This window comes from Moraxella cuniculi DSM 21768 (assembly GCF_900156515.1).
Classification (GTDB): Bacteria; Pseudomonadota; Gammaproteobacteria; order Pseudomonadales; family Moraxellaceae; genus Moraxella; species Moraxella cuniculi.
The window spans coordinates 104,285-128,368 of the sequence record NZ_FTNU01000005.1; the positions used below are offsets into that span (position 1 = coordinate 104,285).

General features: G+C 44.1%; 18 protein-coding genes. 9 read left to right on the top strand and 9 right to left on the bottom strand.

What is annotated here, in order from left to right; all coding sequences use genetic code 11:
• Window positions 1-63: 63 nt before the first annotated feature.
• The 3 genes from BW928_RS04630 to infA all read left to right on the top strand — a co-directional run bounded on the left by BW928_RS04630 (window position 64) and on the right by infA (window position 2,180).
• Window positions 64-1,050: an asparaginase domain-containing protein gene (locus BW928_RS04630; protein WP_076555070.1), complete on the top strand. Its 987-nt coding sequence runs from the start codon at window positions 64-66 to the stop codon at window positions 1,048-1,050.
• Entirely contained in the window at window positions 1,047-1,874 is an 828-nt protein-coding gene (gene truA / locus BW928_RS04635; RefSeq protein ID WP_076555071.1) for a tRNA pseudouridine(38-40) synthase TruA, read from the top strand. Before BW928_RS04630 ends, truA begins: the two co-directional genes overlap by 4 nt.
• Window positions 1,875-1,958: 84 nt before the next feature.
• Window positions 1,959-2,180 (top strand): translation initiation factor IF-1, encoded by a 222-nt coding sequence (gene infA / locus BW928_RS04640; RefSeq protein ID WP_029102801.1) that lies wholly within the window; start codon window positions 1,959-1,961, stop codon window positions 2,178-2,180.
• A gap of 131 nt (window positions 2,181-2,311) precedes the next feature.
• On the opposite strand, the gene BW928_RS04645 is transcribed toward infA, so the two are convergent.
• On the bottom strand, window positions 2,312-3,283 hold the full coding sequence (locus BW928_RS04645; protein ID WP_076555072.1) for a porin: 972 nt from the start codon (window positions 3,281-3,283) through the stop codon (window positions 2,312-2,314).
• A gap of 559 nt (window positions 3,284-3,842) precedes the next feature.
• On the opposite strand from BW928_RS04645, the gene BW928_RS04650 reads away from it, so the two are divergent.
• The gene (locus BW928_RS04650) at window positions 3,843-4,532 is read left to right on the top strand and encodes a MiaE family protein (protein ID WP_227516547.1); all 690 of its coding nucleotides are present in this window, start codon (window positions 3,843-3,845) and stop codon (window positions 4,530-4,532) included.
• Window positions 4,533-4,901: 369 nt separating this feature from the next.
• Here the strand turns inward: BW928_RS04650 and BW928_RS04660 are convergent, their stop codons facing one another.
• The 3 genes from BW928_RS04660 to BW928_RS04670 all read right to left on the bottom strand — a co-directional run bounded on the left by BW928_RS04660 (window position 4,902) and on the right by BW928_RS04670 (window position 8,863).
• A complete protein-coding gene (locus tag BW928_RS04660; RefSeq protein ID WP_076555075.1) occupies window positions 4,902-6,884 on the bottom strand; it encodes an iron ABC transporter permease in 1,983 nt (660 codons plus the stop codon).
• Between the two features lie 225 nt (window positions 6,885-7,109).
• A complete protein-coding gene (locus tag BW928_RS04665; RefSeq protein ID WP_144295804.1) occupies window positions 7,110-8,063 on the bottom strand; it encodes a TroA family protein in 954 nt (317 codons plus the stop codon).
• Window positions 8,064-8,101: 38 nt separating this feature from the next.
• Window positions 8,102-8,863, bottom strand: a complete 762-nt coding sequence (locus tag BW928_RS04670; RefSeq protein WP_078310009.1) for an ABC transporter ATP-binding protein — start codon at window positions 8,861-8,863, stop codon at window positions 8,102-8,104.
• Between the two features lie 295 nt (window positions 8,864-9,158).
• Between BW928_RS04670 and BW928_RS04675 the strand changes: the two genes are divergently transcribed.
• On the top strand, window positions 9,159-11,333 hold the full coding sequence (locus tag BW928_RS04675) for a TonB-dependent receptor (RefSeq protein ID WP_076555077.1): 2,175 nt from the start codon (window positions 9,159-9,161) through the stop codon (window positions 11,331-11,333).
• A gap of 80 nt (window positions 11,334-11,413) precedes the next feature.
• A complete protein-coding gene (locus BW928_RS04680) occupies window positions 11,414-13,027 on the top strand; it encodes a multidrug ABC transporter permease/ATP-binding protein (protein WP_078310006.1) in 1,614 nt (537 codons plus the stop codon).
• 72 nt (window positions 13,028-13,099) lie between these two features.
• Here the strand turns inward: BW928_RS04680 and metH are convergent, their stop codons facing one another.
• Window positions 13,100-16,861, bottom strand: coding sequence for a methionine synthase (gene metH / locus BW928_RS04685; protein ID WP_076555078.1), 3,762 nt, complete (start codon window positions 16,859-16,861; stop codon window positions 13,100-13,102).
• Window positions 16,862-17,073: 212 nt separating this feature from the next.
• Between metH and truD the strand changes: the two genes are divergently transcribed.
• On the top strand, window positions 17,074-18,198 hold the full coding sequence (truD, locus tag BW928_RS04690; RefSeq protein ID WP_076555079.1) for a tRNA pseudouridine(13) synthase TruD: 1,125 nt from the start codon (window positions 17,074-17,076) through the stop codon (window positions 18,196-18,198).
• Window positions 18,199-18,249: 51 nt separating this feature from the next.
• On the opposite strand, the gene BW928_RS11830 is transcribed toward truD, so the two are convergent.
• Together BW928_RS11830 and BW928_RS04695 are read right to left on the bottom strand one after the other, a co-directional pair.
• On the bottom strand, window positions 18,250-18,417 hold the full coding sequence (locus tag BW928_RS11830; protein ID WP_169835307.1) for a hypothetical protein: 168 nt from the start codon (window positions 18,415-18,417) through the stop codon (window positions 18,250-18,252).
• A gap of 121 nt (window positions 18,418-18,538) precedes the next feature.
• Window positions 18,539-19,828 carry an adenylosuccinate synthase gene (locus BW928_RS04695; protein ID WP_076555080.1) on the bottom strand — a complete coding sequence of 430 codons (1,290 nt, stop codon included), beginning with the start codon at window positions 19,826-19,828 and terminating at the stop codon, window positions 18,539-18,541.
• Between the two features lie 557 nt (window positions 19,829-20,385).
• On the opposite strand from BW928_RS04695, the gene BW928_RS04705 reads away from it, so the two are divergent.
• Window positions 20,386-21,645: a magnesium and cobalt transport protein CorA gene (locus BW928_RS04705; RefSeq protein ID WP_375537528.1), complete on the top strand. Its 1,260-nt coding sequence runs from the start codon at window positions 20,386-20,388 to the stop codon at window positions 21,643-21,645.
• A gap of 43 nt (window positions 21,646-21,688) precedes the next feature.
• Here the strand turns inward: BW928_RS04705 and BW928_RS04710 are convergent, their stop codons facing one another.
• Together BW928_RS04710 and BW928_RS04715 are read right to left on the bottom strand one after the other, a co-directional pair.
• Entirely contained in the window at window positions 21,689-21,979 is a 291-nt protein-coding gene (locus BW928_RS04710) for a YeaC family protein (RefSeq protein ID WP_076555082.1), read from the bottom strand.
• Window positions 21,980-21,986: 7 nt separating this feature from the next.
• On the bottom strand, window positions 21,987-22,961 hold the full coding sequence (locus BW928_RS04715) for an NAD(+) kinase (RefSeq protein WP_076555095.1): 975 nt from the start codon (window positions 22,959-22,961) through the stop codon (window positions 21,987-21,989).
• 276 nt (window positions 22,962-23,237) lie between these two features.
• Between BW928_RS04715 and BW928_RS04720 the strand changes: the two genes are divergently transcribed.
• Entirely contained in the window at window positions 23,238-23,960 is a 723-nt protein-coding gene (locus tag BW928_RS04720) for a Bax inhibitor-1/YccA family protein (RefSeq protein WP_076555083.1), read from the top strand.
• Window positions 23,961-24,084 lie beyond the last annotated feature (124 nt).

Below are 24,084 nucleotides of genomic sequence, written 5' to 3' on the forward strand. Positions count from 1 at the left end.
ATTTATAATAATAAATCACGATATCAGCCATAAATTTTTTTAACTTTTTATTAATTGTATAAGATGACAAACTTAAATTGCTGTTTAATTTATGCGGGTGGGACTTTTGGTAGCCATGGCGTGCCATTATCCCCCTTGCCAGCCACTGTATTTTTGCCGATTTTGCATAATCAGCTCAGCCAGCACGGCTACCATGTGAAAATACTTGACAATCGGATTATTAAAGATTCAAGCACACTGACCGCAAGCGACTTTGTGGCTTTTTATCAGCTGATTTTGCACGCCTATCAACAAGGGCAAAGACGCTTTGTGCTGATTACTGGCACAGACACGCTGAGTTTTTTGGCAGCGTTTTTGGCAAACGCACTGGAGGATTTTTCAGACATTAGCCTTGTTATCACAGGCAGTATGCAGCCTCTGCTCATCGCCACTTCGCCTGATTATCAGACAGATACCGCAAGCGATGCATGGGCAAATTTGAGCGAAGCCATTGACTTGGCAATGACGCATTTTGGTGTCTTTGTGCAATTTTGTCATCACAGCTTTGATGCCCGCAATACCCAAAAAATTGACAGCCAATCCGATAATGCCTTTATCGGTGCTACTGCTCAATTTGGGCAAACACGCACACACAGCACAACAATTGATGAGAGCTTGGCAAAACTGCCCATGTTGATACAACAAGCAGACAATACTGTCATTGAGGCAATATACGCCCTGCCAAACAATCCTGACATCTTGGCAAATGCACTCGCTGGCATACATCGGCACACTCGGGCAGTCATTTTGATTGGCTTTGGTGCTGGCAATCTGCCGCAATCTGAATCACTCATCGCTGCCATCACCAAGCTACAACAGCAAGGCATCGCCATCATCAGCACCACCATGTGTGCCTACGGCGGTGTCAATGATAACTATGCCGCAGGTGCTTGGCAATATCAACATGGCGTTTGGTCGGCAGGTATGCTCGGTGTCGCTGGTATTTATGGCAAGGCACTGTGGCTGGCTCTGAACAATCAACTGACGCAAGCACAGTGGGTGCAATCATGACAACACAAACTCTGGCGGTGGGTATTGAATTTCTGGGTACACGCTATCGTGGCTGGCAACGCCAAGCCGAGGTGCTGGGCGTGCAAGCGGTCATTGAACAAGCATTATCAACCATCGCCAACGAACCAATTGAGCTGATTGCCGCTGGTCGCACCGATGCAGGCGTACACGCAAGCAATATGGTGGCACATTTTATCACCACGGCAGAACGCACACCCTATAACTGGTTGCGTGGAGCAAACAGCTTATTGCCTGATGACATTGCTCTGCGTTGGCTAACCCCCATGCCAGCCGATTTTCATGCTCGCTTTAGTGCCATTGCTCGTAGGTATCGCTACATTACACTTAATCAGCCCTACCGACCTGCATTGCTTCGTCATCAGGTAACGCATGAATTTGCACCACTTGATACCGCAGCGATGATTACCGCCAGTCGTCTTTTTGTCGGCAGGCATGATTTTAGCAGTTTTCGAGCAGCTGCCTGCCAATCCAACCAGCCAGTACGCACCGTCAGCCATGCCAAACTGTTTGAGCATGGAGCATACTTGGTGCTGGATATTCAGGCAGATGGTTTTTTGCACCACATGGTACGCAATATCATGGGGGCATTATTTGCCATCGGTCGCAATCAAATGAACATTGATGATTTGCACGCATTAATTGCCGCCAAAGACCGCAGTCTTGCACCACCAACCGCAGCAGCAGATGGATTGTATTTTATCAATGCTTATTATCCTGAGCATTTTCAGGCCCTGCTGCCAAGCCTACCGCTTACGCCCGCTTGGCTCAATCTGCCTGATGACAACTCCATGCCTAAATACTGATAGGTGATAAAAATCAAATTGTCTCTGTATTTTTTGGCAAAAAGTGCTATAATAAGGCAAATTTTTTATTGATTAGTTACAACTATGGCAAAAAAAGACGATATTATCGAATTTGAAGGCGAAGTCATTGATACTTTGCCAAATACCCTGTTTAAAGTACGCCTTGATAATGGTCATGAAATCATCGCCCATATTTCGGGCAAAATGCGTAAGCACTACATTCGCATTTTGACAGGCGATAAGGTAAAAGTAGAAATGACCCCTTATGATTTGAGCAAAGGTCGCATCACTTATCGTGGCAAATAACCAAGCCCGCCCAAAAAAGACTTGATAATCATCAAGTCTTTTTTTATTTGTGATGTGATTTTTATTACTTGGCATCATTTATAACAACAAAAAAAGCCCATCAGATGATGAGCTTTTTTGGATTTGGCTGATTAGAACTTATATTCTAGACCGCCACCGATGCCATAAGCATCAGCTTTTGAATTAGCTACATTTTTACCATCGTTTGATCTTAGGTATGCAGTGTACAGATGACCTGTGGTGTTGCGGTTAAACGCATACTTACCACCCACTGCCAAACGCTGAGTTTCAGCATCTTTTAGACCCTTGGCATTATCCACCAAATCCACTTGACCATAAGCAGTCCAAGGAGTTTGAGCGACTTTATGCGAAGCACTTACAGTGATGGCATTTTCGTTATTATCAGTGTTTAGGTTGGTATTTTGGTATAATGCACCTACTGTGGTGTTGCCATTTAGCTTATAATCACCACTGACACGAATTGCTTTTAGCTGCTTGCCAGCTTGGATATAGCTTGCACCTGCACGGTAGGCTTGACCTGCTGGCTCATATTGTACTGCCACACCAGCTGCATCACGACCAAGACTATCAGTCGAATTATTTTCATCAAGCGTGTACATTGCAGAAGCAGTGAAGCCATTATAGCTTGGTGATACATAAGCAAAGGTGTTATTGGCACGCGGTGCATCAAATGCAGTCAGTACACTGTCACCACCCAATACACCGCCATCAACTACAGTGGCATAATCTACACGACCGTCAATTGCTTTTAGACGACCTGCCAGTAGTGTACCGTATTGTTTGTTTGATAAGCCTAGATAAGTATCACGGCTTCTAAAATTCTTGCCAGCATCCGCATCAACATCCACACCATACTCAAGTTGATACACAAGGTCAGTATTTTGGGTAAGTGCTTCAGAGCCTTTTAAACCAATGCGTGAGCTATTAGAGTTTAATTTTGAACGAGAATCTTTATAGGTGCTGTTGTCGTCGCCACCAGTCACATCAAGCGTCAAGAACGCTTTACCATAAACGGTTGGTGCTGCTTGGGCAGCTGTTACAGACAAAGCAGCGATAGCTGTTGCTAGTACAAGTTTTTTCATGGTTTTCTCCACTAAATTGGGCGTTGCCCAGTAAAATTGTAATTATTCGCATACATTGGCGATTGCTATGTATCGTTAGAAATGATTGCTTAAACATTTTGGCAACAAAATTTACATTGTTGAAAATATTCACAGCAAGCGATTTCCTGCTTGACTATAGAATACCAATTTTGAAATATTTTGCAATACCTTTTTTGTGATTAATTTTGTAAATTTGGCAAATTTTTTTATTTTTTATTATTTATCAATGACTTATAAAAAATAAAAATTTCACCAATTGGCGAATTTTTCTGAAATTTATCACAAAATTGAGGTATTTTTAGCGATATTTTTGGCAGTTTTTGGCAAATTTTTATAACTTGTTACAAACTATCCGATGCCATAGCTTGACAATTAAGTAAAACTTTCGGCAAATATCAGCGGTATTTTTTGATATTAACAGATAAATGTTACGCCATCATGACAAATGTTTTTGGCGAATTATCACACTGGCACGATACCACTTGGGTGCCGTTATGGTATAATAAAACCACAATAACAATAGGTATAACACATGGCAATGACCGATATTACACACGAAGATGACTTGAGCGTCATCACCACTGGCACACGCACGCCGACAGACATCAGCCATATTCATGAATTTTTGGGCTGTCGCACTTCGCCAGCGTGGCTTGCTGTCGCCAAAGATAATCTGCCCTTGCTGCTACAAGACCACGCCAACTGTGAAAAAAAGGCGGCTGGCACAGCGATGAATTTGATTTTTCGTTATGAATTTCATCGCTCATTACAAGAAAAACTGGCACAACTGGTGCGTGAAGAAATGCTGCACTATGAGCAGGTGCTTAGTCTGATGAAACAAAGAGGCATCAACTGGCATTATCTGCCTGCTGGTCGCTACGCCAAGGGGCTGCTCAAGCACAAACGCACGCATGAGCCTGCAGCCATGACTGATGTACTGATTATCGGTGCTTTTATTGAGGCTCGCTCTTGTGAGCGGTTTGCCGCCCTGTCCGAGGTGATTGATGATGAAAAACTGGCACGATATTATAAATATCTGCTAAAGTCAGAAAGTCGCCATTATGAAGATTATCTGGCATTGGCACGCTCCATCACCGATGAGAGTATCGATGAACGAGTGGCGTTTTTTCGCGAAGTAGAAAAAGAACTGATTGACTCACCAGACAGCGAGCTAAGGTTCCATAGTGGCGTACCTGATGAGACATTGCTTGCCAGTATCACAGCATAAACCCAAGAAAGCCTTAGGTATTTTGTTTTAATTACCCAGCATTTACACAACCAACACCACCCTGCCAGAAATTCAAGCAAGGGTGGTTTTGGTTTATGCTACTGCAGCTTTTTGACTTTTGATAAATCATCGCAATCAATGATATGCTGATAAATACACTAATATGACAAGATAAATTAAGGCAATTGGCAACAATGGCAAAAAATTCTTGAAACCAACCACCTGATTGTAACATCGCCCTTAATCCATCCTTGGAATACATGGGCGAAAACAAGGGTGGTTAAATATTTATTTACTGTTTTTATTATAAAAATAAAATTAACCCCATGTTGCCAAGATTATTTAAATGCTCTTTGTTTTATCATTCGCTTATCTATTTTTCATCATCAAATAAATAAAATACACACCACCGATTAAACTTGCAATCACACCCATAGAGATCTCATAAGGAAAAATCAGATAGCGACCCAAATAATCCGCCAAAACCATCATTACCGCCCCAAGCAGTGCTGCCAGCGGCAGCTGCTCGCGCAGTCGCACCGCACCTAGCGACTGTGCCAAATGCGGAATCATCAAACCAACAAAACTCAAAGGGCCGACCGCCAAAGTGGCAGCCGAACTCATGAGTGCCACCAATGTCAGCACAACCAGCTGATAAAATTTCAGACTTACACCCAAACTTGTGGCGACATCATCACTTAAGCTAATGATTTGTAAGGGTTTGGTAATCAAATAAGCTACCACAAATAACAGCACTGATAAGAAGATCAGCCACATACCACTATCAAGACTGGCATAATAAGTCGTGCCAGCCAGCCAAGAGAGTATGGCCTGGATTCGCATATCACCAGCAAGTTTAATGACAGCAAGAATACTGCTGGTAAATGCCGAAATGGCAATACCCACAAGTAACAAATGCACAGGGCTAAGATATTTGGCCAAAATGAACAATAAAGCACAAACAAGCAATGCTCCCAATGTGCCGCCGATAATCAGCACGCCAATATCGGCGGCCAAACCCATCATCGGTGCCAATACAAACATCACCACCACACCTAACGCAGCAGCCGAGCTAATCCCCAGCACTTCAGGGCTTGCCATGGAGTTTTTGGTTAAGGCTTGTAAAATCACACCAGCACAGGACAATAGCACCCCTGTTGCCATCGCAAATAGTGTACGAGATAAACGAAATTCTTCAATAAATGCCCAATTCATGATGAGCAAGCTGCCCAGCTGACTTTGTCTCGGCATAATCAATAACGCCATCATCAGCACCGCAATCAATAGCAGCACATATCGCCACCAAACAATTTTGCGTGGCAGCAACTTTTTGGCATTGCTATGCTCTAAGCTATGTTTTTGAGATTTGATGATCAAATAAATAATTAACAACGATCCAAAAATGCCCGTAATCACCCCCTCGGGGAGTAAAAAAGCAAGCTGGCTGCGTAGCAGTGCGGTAGCATTTTGAGCAATAAGCAATAATAGTGCACCGTAGCCAAAGCCTGACCACAGACGATGAGCCAAGCGGCTGCCTGACAGCATATTTGCCAAGGTCGCTGCCCCAAGCCCTACAAAACTTAGCATACCTAACTGACTGACAACACTAGCAACCATCAGTGCTGCCATGACAAGCACGCCACCTTGCACGGCTTTAACTGGTACGCCAAGGCTGGCTGCCTGCTCTTCGTCTAGGCTGACAATCACCAGTGAGCGATACATAAACATAAGCACACACAGCGAAAAAATCAGCACGCCTGCCAAAAGCCACACGCCTGCATAGCCGCTTTGTAACACTGAGCCTGCACCCCACAACATAACCGACAGTGCTGCTTCTGAATAAAACACCGTCAAAAACGCCGCCACAGATGAAAATAAGATATTTACCACCAAGCCTGACAGCACCAAGGTGTTTGCCTGCATACCACCCTTTTTTGCCATCAAAAAAACAAGCAAAAGGCTGAATAAAGCACCAATAAAACACAGTCCAAATTCACCAAAGACAAAAGCGGTGCTTGGTAAAAATAAAGTAGCCAAAAGCAGCGACATATTCGCCCCTGCACCCACAGACAGCGTGGTGTCTGATACCAAAGGGTTTTTTATCAGCTGCTGCAATAAAACACTGGCAAGCCCAAGCACCCCACCTGCCAAGATTGCCATCAGCATGGTTGGGACGATTTGTAGCTGTGTCGCCATTTGTGCCAATGATAATGTATCTGGCGGTATAACCAACCAAACAAGTGGCAAGCTCCACAGTCTATTGATTAAAAAAACACTGCTTAATACCGCAATCGTCAGCATGGATAGTACAAGCAAATGGTGCGACACTGGTTTGAGATATCTGTCATTCATGATGGGCTTGGCTAGTATTTTCACTGTTTGAAATTGATTATATTTTTTAAACCACAATACTAATCTGAATCAATACTGGTTTAATGGTATATCAATCGGCATCTTGCTGGTGCTTGGACTGATTTTTAATCGTTACTTATCTGCTTTAATTTGCTTTATTTTACTCATCTTAACTACCAGCGTTTTATCTGCCAATATTGGACATAAAAAGCAAAGCATTTATTTTCATGACGATACGCCCATCAGTACCACCCCATCTAAGCGCTTGGCAAAGCTATATAAAGAAGGTATACCGCCATACATCCAAATCGGCTCAAGCACACCCATGCAGCGAGTTTTCCCAAAGCCTAAACGCTGCCAAATGGCATTATTTTGCAAATTTTGTTGTAAAATTGCACTATAAGGCTTAACAACAAGCAAGCAGCTATCCTTGGGCAACTTCGCCAAATCATTCAGTGTAATCGGCACAAAACCCCACTGATTACTTTGACCCATTATTACCAGCGACAGCCCCATCTGCTTAGTTGCTGGATAAAAAATACTACTTTGACCATATAATCGTAAATTATTTTCATCAACAAACTGCACAACAGCAAGCGAGCGAATACTTGGGTTTCTTTGAGTAAATCGCTCGCCAATCGCCCGTATCTCATCTTTGGTACGCGTAATATAAATTTGTGCCTGTGCTTGCTTATTTACTGTTTTAGCAATCTGCCAAGTTGCCCTAGCAAAACCATCCCAAGTAGCCATCGTCTCTTGACTATTAAAATCCACCGTAGTCAGCGAGATGTTTTTATACTGTGGGCGGATTTGAGCATAAAACTCGGTATCAATGACTTGTTCAATCAATCCTTGCTCTACAAGCCAAGCTAACAACTCGCTATTTGGTGTAAATCGTAAGCCCAAATCAATTACTTGCTTGGGCAAGGCAGGCTCAGCCACCCATTCATCATAATTGCGCACCTCACCAATTGCCACAGGTATAATATCCAGTGCCAAAAGATTCATTGCTACTCCCCAGTCGGGTGTCATCACCTTAATCGGTTGTGTATCATTTAGTGCAGTTGGCGTTTGAGCATTGTTTTGAGTGCTTTCTTGGGTATTTGTATGGGTATTTTTATTAATGTCAGGCGATTTATCAGCATTTGGTGTGCAGACAGATAATAAAAATACAGTCATTAGCACGCCAATTTTTAGGAATTTTGATACAGCATTGATCATAACACTGCCACGCTTTGACCGTTTGGGTGGGTTAATAAAGTAAAATCTACCTCAAAAATATGTCGCAAAGCCGTCTGATTCATCGTTTCGTTCACACTTGCTTGGTGACAGATTTTACCACGCTTTAAAGCGATAAATTCATCACAATATCGTGCTGCCAAATTGATATCATGGATAATCAGTACGATACCGATGTTTTGTTCTTTGGCTAATTTTTGAATCAACTCAAGCACTTGTACTTGATAAACAATATCTAAGGGAGCTAAGGGCTCATCTAATAATAAAAACGGTGTTTGCTGAGCTATGCACATAGCAAGCCAAACTCGCGTTTTTTGACCACCTGAAAGCATATCAACACTTTTATCCAAGAGCGTCCGACTGTCCGTTTGATCAATCGCCCAATCAACCATTTTCTTATCATGATCATTGGCTTTTTGTAGCCATTTTTGGTGCGGATGGCGACCAAGCATGACCAGTTCTCGAACACAAAATCCTTGAGCTTCCGGCAATTTTTGTGGCAGATAAGCGATATTTTGAGCAATTTGCTTGCGTGTGTATTTGCCAAGTGGCTGACTGTCTATGTATATCCGCCCAGAGGTTGGCAAAGTTTGTGCAGACAGTGCTTTAATCAAAGTTGATTTTCCTGAGCCATTATGCCCAATTAGTGCATAAACTTTACCACGCTCAATGCAAATATTGACATCATCAATCAGAGTTTTATTATCTCTGATAATACTAAGATTTTGAGTATACAGCATAATAATTTATGATGGCGACACGGTCAGATGGGCTAATTTTTATTTAATTTTAATAAAATTGCTGGCAGGCTGGTTTTTAGAGTAATTTTATAAAAATAAAATAATAATAGACGAAAAAATGATTATCAATTATAATATCACACTCATAATGACAAATCAATCGCTTTGTTTTTGATGTCGCTTTCCTTAATCACAACCTGATAAAAACAAATCATCATACTCGCCCCAAAAGCTCATATTGTTATGATTTTATCATCATCTTGTGGTTTTTATTTCCATTTTTATTGGATTTTTTATGCAAAAAACTCTGTTAAATACCGCAATCGGAGCCGTGCTATTTAGCACTTCTGCTCCAGTGCTGGCAAATACAACGCCTGACCAAAACATACCCTCTGTTACGCTTGCTACCGAAATAGTAGTGGTTAGTGCTGACGCTTCTAGTTCTGGTTTAAAGCCTGCTTACGCTGGTGGTCAAATCGCCAAAGGCAGTCGCGTGGGCATCCTAGGCAACAAAGACTACATGGATACGCCGTTTTCAACCACAGCCTACACACAAAATTACATCAAAGACAAACAAGCCAACAGTGTTGGTGATGTACTCAAAAATGACCCAACCGTTACCGTCGCTCGTGGCTATGGTAATTTTCAAGAAGCCTACTTGATGCGTGGTTTTGTAACTTATTCTGACGACACCATGTACAATGGCTTGTATGGTATCTTGCCACGCCAATACACTTCAAGCGAAATGTTTGAACGCATTGAGTTGCAACGCGGTGCATCTACAGCATTAAACGGCATCTCACCTGGCGGTGCAAACACAGGTGGCACCATTACTTTGCTGCCAAAACGAGCAAGCAATAACCCAAAACGCGAGGTGAGTGTCGCCTATCAAACCGATAGTCAAGTAAAAATCTCCACCGATATTGGTCGACGCTTTGGTGAAAACAACCAATTTGGCGTGCGTACCAATGTCGCTGTTGCTAAGGGTGATGGTGTAGTCAAAAATGAAGAGAAAAAACTTGGCTTGGCGACCGTTGGCTTAGATTATCGCGGTAAAAACACTCGCTTATCAGCAGATGTCGGTTATCAAGATATTACCGATACTGCCAAAAGAAGCAGTGTTGATGTCAATCAAGCTGGCAAAATCCCAAATCCTGTCGATGCCAATACCAACTGGAGTCAGCCGTGGACAAATACACGCTCCAAAGATCTGTTTGCCACCGTGCGAGCTGAACAAGATTTGAGTGAAAACATGACCGCCTATGCCGCTTATGGTTTTCGCAACGGTAAAGAGTACAATGTGCTTGGCGGCGGCTTTTTATACATGAATGACAAAGCCAGCAATGACGGCAGTGCCTATTACACCAGTTTTGACAACAATCGTGAAGACAATGTGCAAACAGGCGAGTTAGGTTTAAAGGGGCGTTTTTATACTGGCAAGCTAAGCCATGACTGGACAGTAGCTGCCAATACCTATCGCCATGACGAAAAAAATGCTACCGTTTGGGACTGGCAAAATCGTCAAGCCACCAATATCTACAACCCTGTTTTAAGCGAACAAAAACCACAGCTATCGACAAGCGTATGGCAAAGTGGCGATTTAAACAACCCAGCGAAAACCGCCAAAACCAAACTTGATAGCGTGGCAATCGCCAATACCGTCTCGGCATTAAACGGTAATCTACAGGCAACGCTAGGGGCTCGCTATCAACAAATCCAATCCGAAGATATCACTTGGCAAACGATGTATGATGATAAAAAAATCTCACCAGTTGCTGCCATCAATTATCGTTTTGGCGATTGGTCTGTTTTTGCCAATTATAGTGAAAAACTCACCGCAGGCAAACAGGTGAAAATCGATCAACGCAGCCTAATGCTCAAACCTTATGTCTCTAAACAAAGTGAGGTTGGCATGAAATATGATGGTGGTAATATCGGTGCAACCTTTGCCATCTTCAACATCAAAGAGCCAAGAGCTGCCTTGGCCAATGGCACGGTTGATACAGCTGGAAATAATGTCCATCAAGGCGTTGAGATCTTAGTCTTTGGTCGCCCTGCCGAAAACCTACGCTTGATATCCGGCATGACTTTACTTGATGCCAAACAAAAAAATACAAACGATATTTTTGATGGCAAGCAAGTCATTGGTACAGCACGCTTGCGTGCCACAGCAGGGGTGGAATATGAGGTTAAAGCGGTCGATGGCTTAAGCCTAACAGGTGATATCGCCTATACCGATTCACGCTATGCCAATGCCGACAACAGCCTAAAAGTTGGTGATTACACTCTATTAAACCTAGGGGCAAGCTATCGCACAAACCTTGGCAATACAGACGTTACCCTGCGTGGTACAGTTGAAAATGCCACCAATAAAAAACACTGGGCATCAGTCGGTGGCTACCCTGGTCAAGGCTATTTGGTCGCTGGTGAACCACGCACTCTTAAACTGTCGGCAACTTTTGGTTTTTAACCCAATACGCCTACCACAAAAGGAACTGGGCAATCTCCCAGTTCTTTTTCTTTATTTCCATCAAATTTAACTTGATACCAATGATAAAAACCACTTCTTTGACAAGCATTATTTTAACACACAACCGAAAACTGCTTGCCTTATCCGTACTGCTAAACCTATTGGCAGCAGCTGTCAGCATGGGGGTGATTGCTTTTATTAATACACGCCTACTTGGCAATACAGCATTGACCTGGCATAGTCTACCTATGTTTTTATTACTCATTATGGTTTTGCTTGGTATGACTTTTTTATCACAATACACTCTAACTTACCTAGGGCATCAATTTGTGTATCAGATGCGGCGTGATTTGGTAGCTCAAATTTTAGGCACTTGTGCTGAGCAGCTGGAGCAGACAGGCAATAGTCGGATTTTAGCAAGTTTATCAAATGACATTCGCTCATTAAACATGGCATTTGTCCGCCTGCCAGAGCTGGTATATGGCGTGGTTTTTGTTTTATCTGCCAGCTTATATTTGGCGTCTTTATCATGGCAGCTGTTTATTATTATCACTGTATGGATTTTTTTGGTGGTTTTTGTTAGCCTTAAACTGGTTGATCGTGTGTATCATTTTTTGGGCAAACTTCGGCGTACTGACGATTTATTATACCAAGATTATCAAACCATGCTGACCGCCAGCCATCAGCTTAAGCTTAATGACAAACGAGCCAATGCTGTTTTTGAGCAATTTGATCTGCATGCACAACAATTTCGCCAAACTATCATTCAAGCAGACACACATCATCTATCGGCAATTAACTGGTCAAATATCATGATGTTTGCAGGTATTGGTGTTGTACTTGTCATTGCCAATGTATATCAGATCACCGATATACAAACCGCCACCACTTTCGCACTGACGATTTTGTTTTTACAGGCTCCGCTACTAAGTGCAGTTGGTGCTTATCCTGTGTACCAAGCTGCCAATGTGGCACTGACAAGCATTCATCGACTAAAACTAAGCGATCTGCCCTTTAGCACCCATGCAAAACAAACAATCCACCACAACTGGCAGAAAATCCGCTTTGATGGTGTCAGCTATCGCTATGCTGATGGGGATTTTAGTATCCAAAACGCCAGTTTTTATTTGCAGCGTGGCGAAGTGGTATTTTTGGTGGGCGAAAACGGTTCTGGCAAATCCACCCTTGCCAAAGTGCTTACTGGACTGTATCGTCCCACCACAGGACAAATCCGAGTGGATGATCAGGTCATCACAACAGATAATTTGCCAGCCTATCAGCAGCTATTCACCGCCATTTTTGGCGATTTTTATCTGTTTGATGAAATTTTTTGTGATGATAAAACAATCATTGACGAATGGCTTGATTTACTGCAAATGCAGCACAAGCTACAAATTGATGGCAGCATCATCACAAACACCGAGCTGTCAGCAGGTCAAAAAAAGCGTGCAGCACTGTTATTGGCAGTCACCGATAACAAACCTGTGTTGTTGCTTGATGAATGGGCAGCAGACCAAGATCCGCACTATCGCCGTGTTTTTTATGAAAAAATCATCACACGCCTAAAACAGCTAGGCTTTACTCTCTTTGTCATCAGCCATGATGATCGCTATTTTAAATACGCCGATCGGATATTGAAAATGGATCAAGGCAAATTGATAGAAATGGATAAAGCAGCTGTTTTAACTGACTGATTATCTGGCAAGAGCCACCCTGCTGTCAAAGCGAGGGTGGTTTTGTGATAAAATACACCAAGGCTACATGATTTATAAATTCGGATTGAGCCATTTTTCGGCAGTTTTTATATCCCAACCCTTACGCCGTGCGTAATCCTCCAGCTGATCGCGGCTGATTTTGCCAACATTAAAATAAGTGCTGTCAGGGTGGCTATAATAAAAACCCGATACCGATGAAGGCGGCCACATGGCATAGCTTTCGGTAAGATAGGTGCCGATGGCATTGGTCGTATCAAGCCAGTCAAACAGCTTGCCCTTTTCGGTATGCTCAGGACAAGCAGGATAGCCCGGAGCTGGACGGATGCCGATGTATTTTTCACGAATCAAATCTTCGTTGCTTAGGCTTTCTTGTGCTTGATAGCCCCAGTATTCTTTGCGAACCAGCTCGTGGAGTTTTTCGGCAAAACTCTCCGCAAAGCGATCACACACCGCCTGCACCATGATGGCGTTATAATCATCGCCTTTTGCCTTGTACTCATTTGCCAGCTCTTCGGCACCAAAGATAGATACCGTAAAACCGCCCAAATAATCATTACCCTCTGGTGAAATAAAGTCAGCAAGACTGTAGTTGGGCTTGCCTGTTACCTTATCAGACTGCTGCCGCAAATGCTCAAAATGATACGCCTCATTGCCCTGCTCATCATATACCGCAACTGTATCAGGGGCGATGCGGCGGGCTTTTTCAAGGCGGATAACTGCTTTGGCAACCACCAGTTTTTCTTTAATAAATCGTTCAATGGTCGCTTGGGCATTGGCAAATAGCTCTTTTGCCTCTTCGCCCACCACTTCGTCATCAAAAATCTTCGGATACTTGCCCACCAGACCCCATGAAATAAAAAACGGCGTCCAGTCAATATACGGCAGCAGCTCGCTAAGCGGATAATCCTCAAAGACAATCTGCCCCATCTTGGCTGGCACTGGCGGCGTATAACTCTGCCAATCAAAGGCAAAAGCCTCCTCAATTGACTGCTGATAGCTAAGTTTTGCCCCTTTGGGCTTGCGATTGGCAAGTCGCTCTCGCACTTCGGCATATTCGGCACGGATTTGGCTGACGAATTCCGCCTTTTTATCCTTGGATAATAAAGTTGTTGCCACGCCCACCGCACGGCTGGCATCTGAGGTATAGACAACAATGTCGTTTTGGTAATTTGGCTCAATCTTTACCGCCGTGTGTGCCTTGGAAGTTGTCGCACCGCCAATCATCAAGGGCAAATGAAAGCCCTGCTCTTGCATTTGTTTGGCGACATAGACCATCTCATCAAGACTTGGGGTAATCAGCCCTGACAGACCGATGATGTCAACATTTTCACGCTTGGCAGTTTCCAAAATCGTCTCGCACGGCACCATCACGCCCAAATCAATGATTTCATAGCCATTACAGCCCAAAACTACGCCAACGATATTTTTGCCAATGTCATGCACATCGCCTTTTACTGTTGCCAGTAACATTTTGCCCTTGGATTCGCCTGCGACTTTTTCTGCTTCAATATATGGATTGAGCCAAGCCACTGCCTGTTTCATCACACGAGCAGATTTTACCACCTGTGGCAAAAACATCTTGCCCGCTCCGAACAAATCCCCCACCACATTCATGCCGTCCATCAGCGGCCCTTCGATGACATCGAGCGGACGAGGGTATTTTTGGCGAGCCTCTTCGGTATCTTCGTCAATATAAGTGGTAATGCCCTTCACCAAGGCGTATTCAATGCGTTTTTCCACCGATTCTTCACGCCACGACAGGTCGGCACCGCCTGATTTGGCTTGGCTGCCTGAGTGATAATTTTCGGCAACTTCCAGAAGTTTTTCGGTGGCTTCATTATTTTCATTATTGCGGTTTAAGATAACATCTTCGATGGCATCACGAGCAGCAGGGTCAATCTCATCATACAGCTCAAGCATGGCAGGATTGACAATGCCCATTGTCATGCCGTTATTGATGGCATGGTACAAAAACACCGCATGGATTGCCTCGCGAATTGGGTTGCCACGGAAACTAAACGATACATTGGACACGCCCCCTGATACCATGGCATTGGGTAAATTTTTGGTAATCCAGCCCGTTGCATTGATAAAATCCACACCGTAGTTATTATGCTCCTCAATCCCTGTTGCCACCGCAAAGATATTTGGGTCAAAGATAATATCCTCGCTTGGAAAACCCACCTCATCAACCAAAATATCATAGCTGCGTTTACAAATTTCTATCTTGCGTGCTTCGGTGTCTGCCTGCCCCACCTCATCAAACGCCATGACAATCACCGCCGCCCCAAATCGCATACATAGGCGAGCTTTTTCAACAAACTCATCATAGCCTTCTTTGAGTGAAATTGAATTGACAATCGGTTTGCCTTGCGTGCATTTTAACCCTGACTCAATCACTTCCCATTTTGATGAGTCAATCATCAAAGGCACACGGCTAATATCAGGCTCCGAGGCAATCAGATTAACAAAATGAATCATCGCCTGCTTGCTGTCAAGCATCGCCTCATCCATGTTAATATCAACAACCTGTGCCCCACCCTCTACTTGGTCTCTGGCGACATCGAGTGCTTCGGCGTATTCTTCGTTTTTAATAAGGCGTAAGAATTTTTTTGAACCTGTTACATTGGTACGCTCACCAACATTAACAAACAAGCTATCACGAGTGATATTAAACGCCTCAAGCCCTGACAAGCGACAAGCTGGCTGATATGCTGGCAAATCACGAGGGGCAAAATCAGCAATCATCTCAACCATCGTGCGGATATGTTCAGGCGTTGTACCGCAGCAGCCACCGATGATATTGACAATCCCTGAGCGTGCAAAATCTTGCACCATTGTCGCTGTCTCAATGGCTGTTTCGTCATATTCACCAAATTCATTAGGCAAACCAGCATTGGGGTGAGCCGATACAAAAGTCTCGCAGACATCAGACAGTGCCTTGATATGCGGCTTGAGTGCATCTGCACCCAATGCACAGTTAAAGCCTATCGAAATCGGCTTGGCGTGTCGCACCGAATTATAAAAAGCCTCTGCCGTCTGACCAGACAGCGTCCGCCCCGAAGCATCGGTAATGGTGCCACTGATCATAATCGGCAACTCAAAACCAATCTGCTCAAACACCCCCGTTACCGCAAAAATCGCCGCCTTGGCATTGAGCGTATCAAACACCGTCTCAATCAAAATAATATCAGCACCGCCTTCGATGAGTGCCAGCGTACTTTCGGTATAATTATCAACCAGCTCGTCAAAGCTGACATTACGAAAGGCAGGGTCATTGACATCAGGAGAGATGGAGCAAGTGCGAGAAGTCGGCCCGATAACCCCAGCGACAAAGCGAGGCTTGTTGGGAGTTTTAGCGTTGTATTCATCACAGGCTAGGCGTGCCAATCGTGCTGCTTCGCGGTTAATCTCATAGGTCAGAGGCTCCATGTGATAATCCGCCATTGAGATTTGCGTACCATTAAAGCTGTTGGTCTCAATGATATCCGCCCCAGCTTCCAGATAGCTTTTGTGAATGGCGGTAATGATATCAGGCTGAGTTAGCACCAATAAATCGTTATTTCCCTTGACATCGTTCGTAATATTGGCAAAACGCTCGCCACGGTAGTCGCTTTCAGTCAATTTATAATTTTGAATCTCCGTCCCCATTGCCCCATCAAGGAACAAGATTCGTTCAGCAAGTAGCTTGCTTAGGCGTGCCTTATTGCCAGCTTGTACATCACGATATACAAACTCACCCTGTGGCGTGCGGATAAAATTGTCAGGATTGTGCGGTTTGTGGACGGTGTTATTATTACTTGCAACGCTCATATCAAATCCAAATAAAATAAAATCCACTTATTATAACAGCTTTTGTGTATCAAATAAGCCTTTTTGGCAAATTATCAAGCCAGCCATCATGGTGATAATCTATACGCCTTGTCGCATGGCAATGTAGCATGACTTGCTCGATAACAAACAAAGGTTGGGCAAAATCATCAATAATGCTATACTAAGCAAATTGTCATTTTGGTAAATCTACAATGATGCAGCTACCCATACCCTACAGCCGCCCCATCAGCTCAGCACAGCTAAAAGTTGATGCAGCCGATTTCATCGTCCGAGAATTGCTTGAGATTGACCACAGTCAAAATGGCGAGCATTATTGGATTTATCTGAGCAAAACCAATCTAAACACTGCCTATATCGCTCGCCTACTTTCACAATGGGCGGGCGTGCCGATTCGTGATATCGGGTATTCTGGGCTAAAAGACCGCCACGCCATCACCTATCAATGGTTCAGCATTCGTCTGCCTCACAAGCAACTGCCAGAGGTTGGCTTTGAGCAATTTGCCAGCACCAAGCTTCATGATGGCGAAAGCGTGCAAATCATCGATGACAATTGGCATCATCGCAAACTCAATCGTGGTACGCACAAGCACAATCAGTTCAGCATTCGCCTAAGGCAACTACAAGGCGACAAAACCGCCATTGATGAAGCCTTGGGCAAAATCGCCACTTGTGGCGTGCCGAATTACTTTGGTTTGCAGCGTTTTGGTCATCAAGGCAATAATTTGCCAAAAACCCAGCAGTTTTTTGATAAGTTGCTATCAAGCCCACACGCCTATCGCCCCAACAAAAAATTTGCCGAACGAGATGGATTGATGATTTCCACCGCTCGCAGTATTTTGTTTAATGCCATGCTTGCCAGCCGTGTACAAGATGGCACATGGAATCAAGCCATCAAAGGCGATGTGCTTAACCTTGACGGCACAGGCTCAATCTTTGAGCAAGATGACACGCCAAGCGGCGATATCATCAGCCGCATACAATCGGCAGACATTCACCCCACTGCTCCGCTGTATGGTGTTGGAACGCCACGCCATACCGCTGATGCACAGCAAAAATATGCCGCCGTACTTGGACAAAGTGAACTGGAAATTTATCAACAAGGATTAATAAAAATACAATCAAAACTGAGCTATCGACCGCTAAGAATGATGGTGCGTGATTTGACTTGGTTGATACAGGGTGATGAATTGCAGCTGAACTTTATCCTGCCCAAAGGTAGCTTTGCCACCGTTGTGCTGGCAGCATTGGTGGTGGATTTGCAAGAGAATGCCGCCCATGAAGCAGACAATAAAAACACGGTCAGCGTCAATGCCTAACCGTGTCAAAGGTTACCCTGTGTAAGACTGGCTATCAAAAAGCCAAGTTGTTTATCTTTTAAACATATCCGCTTGGCGGTTTTTCTTGACATACTCAATCATACAATCACGAAGCAGCTGGCTGGCAGTGCGATTATTGTCTCGTGCCGCTTGCTTAAACTGCTCTACCAGATTTCTGTCCACACGCATATTAAAGGTGGTTTGCTCATTATGATTCATCAACTTCTCCAGTTGTTATCAATTCATCGGGCGATTTGGACAATATACCAAAGGCATATCCACCAAAATCAGGCATAAATCCAACCAACTGTCAGATTTATGCCACTTGCACACTCAAGACTTAGGCATCATAAGGGTCTCGAAGTACGATGGTCTCATCACGATCAGGGCCTGTAGAGATGATATCAACAGGACAACCCACCAATTGCTCAATGCGTTTGATATAAGCCTGTGCATTGACTGGCAACTGCTCAAACTTGGTGATACCGATGGTTGATTCGCTCCAGCCTGCCATGGTTTCATAAACTGGTGTTACTTTTTCATAATATTCAGCATCATACGCACCAGCACACTCGCCTGCAGGCACTTGATAATCGGTGCAGATATGAATTTCTGAAAGTCCATCAAGTACATCAAGTTTGGTCAAGCAAATACCGCTCATGGAGTTTAGCACCACTGCACGGCGTAAGCTGACTGCATCAAACCAACCACAGCGGCGGGCACGACCTGTCGTTGCTCCGAATTCATGCCCCACTTTGGCAAGATGTGCACCCACATCATCAAACAGCTCAGTCGGAAATGGCCCAGAGCCAACTCGCGTTGTGTAAGCCTTGGTAATGCCCAGCACATAGTCCAGATACAAAGGCCCAAGCCCTGTGCCAGTAGATACGCCGCCTGCGGTGGTATTTGAACTGGTTACAAACGGATAGGTGCCATGATCAATGTCCAATAGCGTGCCTTGAGCACCTTCAAACATCAAATTCTCACCTTGTTCACGGCGTGTTTGCAACTCTTGGGTTACATCAACCACCAAGTCTTTTAACTCAGCTGCCCACGCTTGGCACAGTGCCAATGTTTGCTCATAATCAATGGCATCTACCTGATAATACTGCGTCAATGCAAAATTATGGTATTCCAAAATATTTTTTAGTTTTTCTGGCAAATCACTGCGGAATAAATCTGCCACTTTTAAGGCACGGCGTGCGACTTTGTCCTCATAAGCAGGTCCGATACCGCGACCAGTCGTGCCAATTTTATCATTGCCACGCTTAATCTCGCGTGCCTGATCCAATGCCACATGATAAGGCATAATCAATGGGCAAGCAGCCGAGATACGCAAGCGTTCACGCACAGGCACACCCTTATCAATCAGTCCATTCATCTCTTTTAGCAAGGCATCAGGGGCAAGCACCACGCCATTGCCAATAAAGCAAGTTACCCCTTCACGCAAAATGCCTGATGGAATCAGGTGCAGTACGGTTTTTTCGCCGCCAACAACCAGCGTATGACCTGCATTATGTCCGCCCTGAAAGCGTGCCACAGCGGTGGCTTTTTCGGTCAGCAAATCAACAATTTTGCCCTTGCCTTCATCACCCCACTGACTGCCCAGCACCACGACATTTTTACCCATAGCGTTTCCTTAAAACAAAAATAAACTTAAAAATCTATCAAAAAATTATAAATAAACAGTCAAGCCCGCTCAATCAACTGGCAAATACACCAAAACTTAGCCACCCAAATCCAGCCCATCTATCATAACCATAATAGTGCAGTGTATTATTAAGGTTTGTTAATAAATAAACAACAGATAATCAGATGATATGCTACAGTCAAACTTAACCAAATTTTAATAATAAAAGCTCACAATACAAACCTAAGCCACTTGCCCAAATGCAATCATCGATAGATCGATAGATTGGGCTGTATGAAACAAAGCCTGTGATATCATCGTGAGAATTTTCCTATTTAGTTTATCACACCCTGCCAACCTTGCAAGGTAAATTTGCAAAAAATTTATGATTTTAAGAAAATTCACCCCACAACCATGCCAAAGCACCACAAAAACAAAGGTTGGCCAAAGCACATACCAAGAAAACAGATGAAATTTTGCCAGATTGTTGCTATAATAATAAATTTATGCTCATGTTGGCACGCCTAAGCTAATTGGCACACAATCGGAGGGTTTTGATGACACAGCGTATCGATGAAAATCACCACGCAAGCAATAAGGCTTTGGCTTTTGAAGAATCAGAACCTACCCAAGCCGAACTGCTTGACACGCTTGATATCACCAAAGATGGCAGCGACAAGGACGATGAATCCATCGAGAGTCTGCACGATACCCAAGACAGCTATATCTACGGCGATGCTGATGCCACCGACCAAGACACCATCGAAACGATGACTGTCTATGATCCTGATGCCGACCGCCTTGAAGATATCGAGCAATCAGGTGATAATGAGACCATTGTCTGCTATGCCTATTCACGCAAAACAGGCGAGCCGATTGAGTCACTTGCCATCGAAGATGTCAGCCGTGCCCTGACCAATAACAACCAGTTTATTTGGCTTGGGCTTTATGATCCCAGCCTTGAGACAGTGCAAGAGGTGCAAGATGCGTTTGATTTGCACGAATTGGCACTCGAAGATGCTTTTGCCGATCATCAACGCCCAAAGGTCGAAAGCTATGGCAATGATACCATCTTTGTGGTGGTGCGTACCGCCAAACTGGAAGACAACCAAATCCGCTATGGCACAACTGCGATTTTTATGGGCAAAAATTTCATCATCAGTGTGCGTCGTGGTGCCTCCAACTCCTACAGCCCTGTGCGTGAGCATTGTCATCGCCGCCCTGAGAAACTGCGACTGGGCCCGATTTTTGTCCTGCACGCCATCTTGGACTTTATTGTTGATAACTATCTACCAATCACCGACCGTTTGGGCAACTATCTGCGTGAACAAGAACGCAATATTTTCTCGCATGAATTTAGTAAGTCCACCCTAAAAAGCCTCTATGAGCTTAAGTCGCAATTGGTGCATATGCGTGCGGTCATTCTGCCTGTGCAAGATGTATGTAACTTTTTTATTAATCACAAAAAAAATGAGCTGATTTCGGCTTTTCCTGCTGCAGCCAAGCCGTATTTTCGCGATGTGAACGATCATCTGCTACGCTCGATTGATGCCGTCAATGGGCTTAACGAAATGCTGTCGGTCGCCATGGATACTTATATGGCGATGGTAACCATGGGGCAAAACGATGTGGTGCGTAAACTTGCCGCTTGGGCAGGTATCGCCGCCGTACCCACTGCGGTTGCTGGTATTTATGGCATGAATTTTGAATTTATGCCTGAATTGCAGATCAAATACGCTTATTTTGTTGTTGTCGGTGCAGTGCTGGCAGTGTGTTTGTTTTTGTATGCCAAATTCAGAAAAGCTGGCTGGTTATAACCCAGCCATTTTATTTTGGATAATTAACCAAAAACCGCACTGCTTAATTTTTAAACACAACCACTTGCTCTTGGTGCGGATAGTGATGATCATGCTCAACATCGCACGCCTCACCTGCCACTGTGCCATCATCTTTTACTGGACGATGGATATAGCCTGTGCGTTCAGAAACTGGCAAATACTCATGCTCCCAAACCATCACCGCCTGCATACAAGTGGCTCGCTGAGCATCTGTCAATCGCTCACCATTTTCCCAGCGACCAATTTCGATGGCGGTGCGGAATTTTTCAACAATTTCTGGTGTTAAGCTGTTTAAAATATCTTGTTTATTCATAATTAACCTATTTATCCAATGAAAATTCCTCGCTGTACACATTCCATTTTAATTTGGTGCGACAGGCTTCATAAAAACTATAACTCTCTGGGTGCAATAGCAGCAGCGTCTTGTCATGCTTGGCAATCAGCAGCGTCTGGGCATTATCCAGTGGTGCCGATGCCTTACCATCAGCCCCTACCATCGGCTGTGTGCGGTTATCCTTGTGAATATTGATGGCAATTTGGCTACTTCCCGGCACCACCAATGGACGACTTGAAAGTGTGTGCGGGTGCATTGGCACAAGACAAATCGCATCTAGCGTTGGGTGAATGATCGGTCCTCCTGCTGACAAGGCATAAGCAGTAGAGCCTGTTGGTGTCGCTACAATCAGCCCATCAGCGTGCTGACGATACACATCATGCTGGTTAATTGTCAGCTTAAAATCAATCGTATGCACCGACTTACCTGCGTGCAATACAATATCGTTTAATGCCACATCTTCATGAATCACCTGAGTGCTTGGCGTGCCATCTTCATGATTTTGTACAATCTGAAATTTTAATAAAAATCGCTCAACCAGCCAATATCGTCCATCTAGCACCTGCCCGACTTTTTCGGTAAGCTCATCAGGATTGACATCAGCCAAAAATCCCAGCCGTCCTCGATTGATGCCCAAGACAGGCACATCGGTTCCAGCCAGCACAGAGGCAGCTTGTAGCATTGAGCCATCACCGCCAACCACGATGACCAAATCACAATGCTCGCCCATTTTTTGTCGTGGCACTATCTTTAACTGCACGCCATCAATGCGATCAAAATCAATCATCATGCCCTCAATCGCCGCCGTCTCAGTATCAATAATGACTGATAAATGACGCGACTTTAGTAGCACAATCAGCTCATTGAGCGTCTCAACGATACTTGACTTGCCTGCACGCCCCATGACACCGATGCGATGAAATGGTGGTCTTTTTGGGTGATTATTCGTAAAATTTGACATGATACCACTTCTTATAAATGTGTGCCTATCATACCCAAAAACACCGCCCAACACAACCTGCAATACACTTTTGCCCCTTGTTAAGCCAACAAAAAAGAACAGAGGCTGACTGTGCTTTTTATTGCCAATACACATTTTACACCTTTGCAATAGCCAAACACACAAGTAGCCTTGACAAATTTCAATAAATTCACGATAATCTTAACCATCACAGTGATTATGCGTAAACCATGCCATTGCTGGCAGTGGCATATTTACCAAAATTAAGGAAATATTATGGCAAATCCAATTATCAGTCGCACCGAACTCGCCACAGGCGTAGTTGCCATGAGTGTGCGAGGCGTTGTCGCCAAAAGTGCTTTTTTGTTAAGTTTGGCTGCCCTTTCGGGGTTTGGCGTATTTTTGTACGCCCTATCGGTTGGCATTTCTTCATCAATGCTGCACACGATGGCGATTGTCTCGGTCTTTGCAGGCATAGGTCTTGGACTTATCAGTGCCTTTAAGCCACAATTTGCCAAAGCACTTGCTGTGCCTTATGCACTCACCGAAGGCGTATTGCTTGGCTCGATTAGCTTAATCATGTACCGCATTTATCCAACCGTGCCACTATCGGCATTATCAGCAACCTTTATTACCGCTGCCGTCATGCTAACTTTGTATGTAACAGGCGTGATAAAAGTTACCGAAAAATTCCGCTCCATTATCACCTCAGCGGTTATTGCCATCGGCATTTTGTACCTTGTGCAGCTTGGTTTTCGCCTATTTGGCTCAAGCCTGCCATTATTGTTTGATGGTGGCATGGTGGCAATTGGCTTTAGTGTTTTTGTTACTTTAATCGCCTCATTTAGCCTATTGCTCGATTTTGACAATGTTGAAAAAGGCGTGGCATTTGGCACTGACAAGCACTATGAATGGGTATATAGCATTGGTATTTTATCAACGCTGGTGTGGATGTACATTGAGTTTTTGCGTTTGATTGGTTATTTGCAAAACGATTAAACCATATCTCATCTGACAAACCCTGTATTTGAACCGACCCCCAAATCTTAGACACAAGATTAAAGGTTAGGTTGATAAAGCTAAGTGGTTTGACCAAGGACTAAGCTTCTGTATCTGACAGGAC